The organism is Kitasatospora sp. NPDC091257, assembly GCF_044757675.1.
Taxonomy (GTDB): Bacteria; Actinomycetota; Actinomycetes; order Streptomycetales; family Streptomycetaceae; genus Kitasatospora; species Kitasatospora lactacystinica.
Map to the genome: position 1 here is coordinate 1 of NZ_JBIVVI010000415.1, position 6,833 is coordinate 6,833.

The following is a 6,833-nucleotide window of genomic DNA, read 5'->3' on the forward strand; positions in this document are numbered from 1 at the left end:
CCCAGCGGTCCCCTGACTGCCGGGGACTCCACCACTGATGCCACTGACCGGGGCACCCTGCGGAGCGCCGGGCGCCATTGCCCGGCCGCTGCTCGTGTGCTCTGAGAGCTGCTGATCAAACACCAGCGCACCCTAGAGGCGGGCATGGAAGGTTGAGTAGACCAACCCTTGGTGATCTAAACCACTTACTTCGATTCGTTCGCCTGAAGGGCATTGGGGTTGCTGTATTTATGGCTTGTTCACCCATGTACCTTTGTTTCAAAGGAGTTGGGCCAAGAAATTTTCTCCCTTTTGCCAAGGTTCGACATGGTTTGCCCCTTCGGCGCGGACGGCCCGCACCCCCGCCTCCCTCCCATCGGATAGGTTTGCCTAACCTAAATTCGATCGTGAAAGGAGCGTCGCGTGCCCCCCACCTCCGACGACCTGGCCCTCGCCCCCCGCACCGCGACCCGCCGCAGGTTCCTCACCGCCGGGATCGCCGGAGGTGCCGTGCTCGGCCTCGGCGGACTGCTCACCGCCTGCGGCAGCTCGGGCGGCGCGGGTGGATCGGGCGGCAGCGGCGGTTCGACCCCGGCCGGCGGCGGCTCCTCCCCGAACCAGAAGTCGGTCAAGCAGGGCGGCGACGACTACGCGGCCGTGATCGAGAAGATGAAGGGCTTCGGCACCGACGCCGCCCCCGGCGTCTACCCGCGCACCCTCCGGCACGCGATGGGCGAGACCGTCATCCCGGCCAGGCCCACCCGGGTCGTGGTGCTCGACACCGGCGAGCTCGACAACGTCGTCGCCCTCGGCATCCAGCCGGTCGGCGTCGTGTACACCGACGGTTCCAAGTCCCTGCCGTCCTACCTCAAGGACAAGGCCGGCAGCCCCGCCGCCGTCGGCACCATCAACAGCCTCAACCTGGAGGCCATCGCCGCGCTCAAGCCGGACCTGATCCTCGGCAGCCAGCTGCGGGCCCAGGACCAGTACGCCCAGCTGTCCAAGATCGCGCCGACCGTCTTCTCGCTGCGCCCCGGCTACCCCTGGAAGCAGAACTTCCTGCTCAACGCGAGTGCGTTCGGCCTGGAGGCCGAGGCCAAGGCGCAGCTCGACGCGTACCAGGCCGCGGCCGCGGCGATCGGCGCGAAGCTCGGCGACAAGCGGCCCACCATCACTCCGCTGCGCTTCATGCCGGGCCGGACCCGGCTCTACGCCGAGCTCTCCTTCATCGGCACCATCCTCACCGACGTGCCGCTGCCGCAGCCCGGGATCGAGCAGGTCCAGGAGCTCGCGGTGGAGGTCAGCCCGGAGCAGATCGACAAGGCCGACGCCGACTGGATCTTCTACGGCGTGTACGGAAGCCCCAGCTCGACCAACCAGGACGCGGTGCTGGGCGGCGCGCTCTGGAAGACGCTCGGTGCGGTCAAGTCCGGTCAGGCCCGGCCGGTTTCGGACGAGACCTGGTTCCTCGGGCTCGGCGTCATGGCGGCGAACGCGGTGCTCGCCGACCTCAAGGGCTTTGTCGCGCCCGCTGGTTGATCTCCCGGTCGGTCCTTGACCGGCCCGAGGGCCGGTCGCTCGCCGGTCGCTCGACCAACCGTTGACCGGTCGCTCGGCCGATCCCGCCCGGCGGGGCGGGATCGGGGCCCGCGGGCAGAACACGGCGCCGTTCCGGTCGTGTGGCAACGGTGTTCGCCCTGCGCCGTCTTGGGCGATCCCGGGTGATCCCACGACGATCCCGCGGTGGTGTCGCGGTGGTATCGCGCACACCGTCGGGTTCGACGCTTGGAGCTGATCGCGTGGTGCGGGAGGATCGTCGGGACCGTTCCCCGAAGGGCCCGCAGATGACTTCGCTCCACCCCGCCGCAACCGACCCGTCCCTGCCCGGCCCGCCCGGGGACAGCGCCGGATCCTCGCCCCCGCCCGCCGTACCGGGCCCGCCCGCCGCGGCCGTCCCGGTGTGCTCGATCGCGACCGTCGTCGAGCCCGGTGCGGCCGCGCCCGGCTTCCCGGAGGGAGGGGCGCGCCGGACCGGCCCGGCACGCCTCGACTCGGTGCCGCAGCCGCGCCGCCGGTACGACGCGGAGGCGCCGACCGTCCCGCCGACGGACGCGTGCCGTCTACCGGTCGCGGAGGTACCGGCCCCGCCCGGCGTGGACGCGGAGACCGAGGACGGTCCGGTCGCTCCCGGCGCATCCGACGAGCGTGCCACCGAGGCGCCCGATGCCCTCCACGGGCCGGACGGAGCCGAGACCGGGTTCGTCCGGTTCGGGTCCGCCGCCGCGCCCTCGGAGGCCGGCCCGTCCGTGCCGACGCAGCGCACGATGCGCGAAGAGCCGCGGATCCTGGGATCCCGGCGGCCGTCGCCCTCACGGCGACTGCGCCGGATGCACCCGCAGGCCGCCCGGAGCGGGCAGGGGGCGACCGCACGGGAGACGGCCGCGTCCGGCCCGACCGGCACGGGCCTGCCGGGTGCCACCGGCCGGGCCGACCAACGGGCCGGCGAACGGGGCGAACGGGCCGGCGCGGCGGGAGCGGCGGCGCAGGGACCGTCGTTCGGAACCGGAGCTCCCCGAGCCGGAGCTCCCCGAGCCGGGGCCCTCGATGCCGGCTCCGGAACCGGCGTCGCCAGCGGGAGCTCTGCCGGGACCGACCCCGCCGCCGTCGACCGCTCTGCCGTCGACGGCACCGTCGGCCCCTCCGCCGGGGCCTCGTGGGCCGAACCGCCGCTCGGCATCCTGATCGGCGCCGGCCCGGGGCCCACCGAGGCCCTCGGTCGGCCGGAGGAACGGGCACCGGTACGGGTGGCGGCCCGGCCGATCCGGGTCGGCCGCGGCACCTGCCTGGTGGTGCTGCCCTCCTGGCGGCCCGCCATCGCCGTCTCGGTGCCGACCGAGCAGCTGCTGTCCGCGACCGGGCTCGCGGCCGACCAGCTGGTCGGCGCCCCGCTGACGGTGCTGATGAACCCCGCCGCGCTGCACGACCGGGAGCTGGAACTGCACGGCTGGGAGCCCGGTCCGGCCGCGCGGACCCGGCGCGGCGGGCGCGGGTAGCCGCTCCACCGGGCGCCGTTCGGTGCCGGGCCGCGCGGGCCCGACAGGCCGGGAGGGCGCCGGGCCGCGCGGGTCCAGCGGACCCAGCGGGCCCAGCGGTGCTAGCGGGCCCGACGGGTGACCGGGCCGTTCGGGACGTATCCGAGGTCGACAGGCACCGGCGGTCGACCGTCCACGGCCCAGCCCGCGCGGACCGTGTCCAGCAGTTCCGGCAGCGCGGGCGGCCAGAGCGCGTCGGCGTTCTCGTCGGCGAGGTCGGCCGGGGTCCACCAGCGCCAGTCCAGGATCCGGTCGACCGCGTGCACCGCGCTGACGTCGCCGACCGGGCCGCGGTGCGGCCCTGCGGCGAGGTAGATGTGCTCGTGCTGGCGGACCGGGGTGCCGTGCCAGGTGAAGTCGTGCTCCCAGGTGCAGAGCAGCGGGCCGGGTTCGAGGTCGCTCCAGCCCGTCTCCTCCCACAGCTCGCGCCGGGCGCCGTCCCACGGGGTCTCGCCCGGCTCCAGCCCGCCGCCCGGCATGGTCCAGTGCACGCCGACCTCGTCGTTGTCCGAACGGAGCAGGAAGACCGAGCCGTTCTCGTCCAGGACCACCGTGCGGGCGGCCCGCCTCGGCCTGCGCTTGCGGGAGCTCAGCAGATTTCGCATCGGGTCACTCTCGCAGTGGCCGCCCGGGGCGTCGAGCGGATTCGGCACTCCGGTCGGGTGCTCGGGTCGACCGGTCCGTCGTGGCGGGCCCGGGATCAGCCCGCCGACCGTACTCTGACGGCCATGCCCGTACCCGCGATCATCTTCCCCGCCGATCCGCTCAACCCGCGCCGGCCCGACCCGCACTTCGCCTGGGAGGCCAGGATGCTGCGGGAGTTGGGTGGCGAGCACCATCTGGTCGACCACGACGGGCTGCTCGCCGGGCGGGCCGAGGAGGCCGTCCGACGGGTACCGGCGGACAGCGGGCCGCTCTGGTACCGGGGTTGGATGCTGCCCACCACCCGGTACGCCGACTTCGCCGCCGCGCTCACCGCCCGCGGCGGCACCCTGCTGACCAGCCCGCCCGGGTACGCGGCGGCCCACGAACTGCCCGGCTGGTACGACGTGTTCGAGGGTGCGACGCCGGCCAGCGCGTGGATCCCGTCGGAGGGGCCGGTGGCGCCCGGGCCCGAGGAACTGGCGGAGGCCGCGGCCCGGATCGGCGGGCACGGGCCGGCGATCGTCAAGGACTACGTGAAGTCGCGCAAGCACGAGTGGCACGAGGCCTGCTACGTGCCCGAGTTGGCCGACCTGGCGGCCGTCGGACGGGTGGTGGAACGGTTCGTCGAGCTGCAGGGCGAGTTCCTGGCGGGCGGCGTGGTGCTGCGGCGGTACGAGGAGTTCGAGGGCGCGGGCGTCCCGGCGGGGCCGACCGGCGCGAACGGCGCCGACCGCGCGGCCGACGCGAGCGGGGTGTCCGACGTGAGCGGGGTGTCCGGTGCCGCCGGTGCGGCCGGCCCGGAGCACGCCGACGGCGACGCGCCGGGCAGCGGCGGGCGGCCCGTGGAGGCCCGGGTGTGGTGGCTGGACGGCCGGCCCGTCCTGGTCGGGCCGCACCCGGACGCCCCGCGCCGGACCGTCGAGCCCGACCTCACCGATGTCCCGGCGCTGGTCCGCAGGCTCGGCTGCCGCTTCGTCACCACCGACCTCGCCAGCCGGGCGGACGGCTCCGGCTGGCGGGTGGTCGAGGTCGGCGACGGGCAGGTGAGCGACCTGCCGCGCGGGATCGACGCCTCGGGACTGCTGGCCTCGCTGATCGCCGCCTGACGGTTCGTACGAAGGACCGCCGGACGGGACGCGGAGGTTCGAGGTCGCAGAGGTTCGGGATCGCAGAGGTTCGGGATCGCGGCCGGCCGGGGGCCGGCTTGACGCCGCCCCCGGCCCGGTGCGGGGCGGCCTATCCGGCGGCGACGGCCTCGGCCGCCGGGTGGCCGTCGGCGATGAACGCCCGCCAGAGCCGGCTGTAGGTGCCGCCCAGGGCGAGCAGTTCGGCGTGCGTGCCGTCCTCGACCACCCGGCCGTGGTCCAGCACGACCACCCGGTCGGCACGCTCGGCGGTGGTCAGGCGGTGGGCGATGACCAGGGTGGTCCGTCCGCCGCTGAGCCGGTCCGCGGCCTGGTTGACCGCGGCCTCGGTGGCCAGGTCGAGCGCCGCGGTGGCCTCGTCGAGCAGCAGGATGTCCGGGTCGACCAGCTCCGCCCGGGCCAGCGCGATCAGCTGGCGCTGACCCGCCGAGAGGTTGCGCCCGCGGCCGGCCACCTCGTGGTCGTAGCCGCCCGAGAGCCGGACGATCATGTCGTGCGCGCCGACCGCCCGGGCCGCCGCCTCCACCTCGGCCGCCGAGGCGCCCGGCCGGCCGTAGGCGATGGCCTCGCGGACCGTGCCCGCGAACAGGTACGCCTCCTGCGGCACCACACCCAGGCGGTGGCGGTACTGCGCCAGGTCGTAGCGGGTGAGGTCGACCCCGTCCACGCGGACGGTGCCCTCCGTCGCGTCGTAGAACCGGGCGACCAGCTTCACCAGCGTCGACTTTCCGGCGCCGGTCTCGCCGACCAGCGCCACCGTCTGCCCGGCCGGGATGTGCAGGTCCACGTCGCTCAGCACGGTCGGGGCGCCGTCCGCACCGCCGTTGTAGGCGAAGCCGACGCCCTCGAAGGAGATCTCGCCGCGCAGGCCCTTGACCACCGGGACCGGGTCGGTCGCCTCCGCCGTGGTGGTCGGGGTGCGCAGCAGCTCGCGGATGCGGCCGAGGCCCACCGAGGCCTGCTGGTACCCGTCGAACACCTGGGACAGCTGGTTGACCGGCGCGAAGAACAGGTCGATGTAGAGCAGGTACGCGACCAGCGCGCCGACCGTCAGCGTCCCGGCGTCGACCCGGGCCGCGCCGACGATCAGCACCAGCGCGGCGGCCACGCTGGAGAGGAACTGGACGAACGGGAAGTACAGCGAGATGTAGAGCTGGGCCCTGACCCGGGCCTCGCGGTAGGCGATGCCCCGGGCCACGAAGCGGTCGGTGTTGGTGTCCAGGCGGCGGAACGCCTGGACGATCCGCATGCCGGCCACGTTCTCCTGGAGGTCGGCGTTGACGGTGCCGATCAGGTCGCGGGAGCGCTCGTACTGGTCCTTGGACTTCTTGCGGAACACCAGGGTGGCGATCACCAGCAGCGGCAGGACGGCGAAGACCACCAGGGCCAGGCCGGCGTCGATGATCAGCAGGGCGGCGAAGATCCCGGCGAAGGTCAGCAGGCTGACCACCGCGGTGACCATGCCGGTCTGGAGGAAGGAGGTCAGCGAGTCCAGGTCGGTGGTCATCCGGGTCATGATCCGGCCGGTCAGCTCGCGCTCGTAGTAGTCCAGGCCGAGCCGGTTGAGGTGGGCGAAGATCTTGAGCCGGAGCGTGTAGAGGACGCGCTCGCCGGTACGGCCGCTGACCCGGTTCTCCGCGCCCTGCACCACCCAGTCCAGCAGCACCACGACGAGTGCGGTGAGCGAGGCGACCGCGACGCCGGACATCAGGCCCTTGCGGACGCCGTCGTCGATGCCGTGCCGGATCAGCACCGGCAGCACCAGTCCGGCCGCCGCGTCCAGGGCGACCAGCAGGAGGGCGATGAGCAGCGGGGTGCGGAAGGAGCGCAACAGGCGGCGCAGGGTGAAGTCGGGGTCGCCGGCCTCGGCCTCGGCGCGGGGGACGTCCGGGGTGTCGGAGGCCGGCGGCAGGGCCGCGACCCGGTCCAGCAGGTCGGGGTCGGCGGTGCGGGCGGCCTTGGCCAGGGCAGG

5 protein-coding genes are annotated in these 6,833 nt (G+C 74.2%); 3 read left to right on the forward strand and 2 right to left on the reverse strand.

The genetic code is table 11. The features are described 5' to 3' along the window. Positions 1-402: 402 nt before the first annotated feature. Positions 403-1,518: an ABC transporter substrate-binding protein gene (locus ACIQOV_RS20115; RefSeq protein ID WP_401050202.1), complete on the forward strand. Its 1,116-nt coding sequence runs from the start codon at positions 403-405 to the stop codon at positions 1,516-1,518. Between the two features lie 305 nt (positions 1,519-1,823). Beyond that, positions 1,824-3,032: a hypothetical protein gene (locus tag ACIQOV_RS20120; RefSeq protein ID WP_401050205.1), complete on the forward strand. Its 1,209-nt coding sequence runs from the start codon at positions 1,824-1,826 to the stop codon at positions 3,030-3,032. Positions 3,033-3,133: 101 nt separating this feature from the next. On the opposite strand, the gene ACIQOV_RS20125 is transcribed toward ACIQOV_RS20120, so the two are convergent. Beyond that, complete coding sequence (locus ACIQOV_RS20125; RefSeq protein ID WP_401050208.1) at positions 3,134-3,676, reverse strand: NUDIX hydrolase; 543 nt, start codon at positions 3,674-3,676, stop codon at positions 3,134-3,136. Positions 3,677-3,799: 123 nt separating this feature from the next. Here ACIQOV_RS20125 and ACIQOV_RS20130 point away from each other — a divergent pair, with 123 nt between their 5' ends. Next, on the forward strand, positions 3,800-4,822 hold the full coding sequence (locus ACIQOV_RS20130; protein WP_401050210.1) for an ATP-grasp domain-containing protein: 1,023 nt from the start codon (positions 3,800-3,802) through the stop codon (positions 4,820-4,822). A gap of 130 nt (positions 4,823-4,952) precedes the next feature. Here the strand turns inward: ACIQOV_RS20130 and ACIQOV_RS20135 are convergent. Further along, positions 4,953-6,833: ABC transporter ATP-binding protein (locus ACIQOV_RS20135; RefSeq protein ID WP_401050213.1), on the reverse strand; the 1,881-nt coding region annotated here is incomplete at its 5' end.

Excerpts from the sequence above, each read along its gene's own strand:
- ACIQOV_RS20120 (WP_401050205.1), top strand. The coding sequence starts at position 1,824 with ATGACTTCGCTCCACCCCGCCGCAACCGACCCGTCCCTGCCCGGCCCG.
- ACIQOV_RS20125 (WP_401050208.1), bottom strand. The coding sequence starts at position 3,676 with ATGCGAAATCTGCTGAGCTCCCGCAAGCGCAGGCCGAGGCGGGCCGCC.
- ACIQOV_RS20130 (WP_401050210.1), top strand. The coding sequence starts at position 3,800 with ATGCCCGTACCCGCGATCATCTTCCCCGCCGATCCGCTCAACCCGCGC.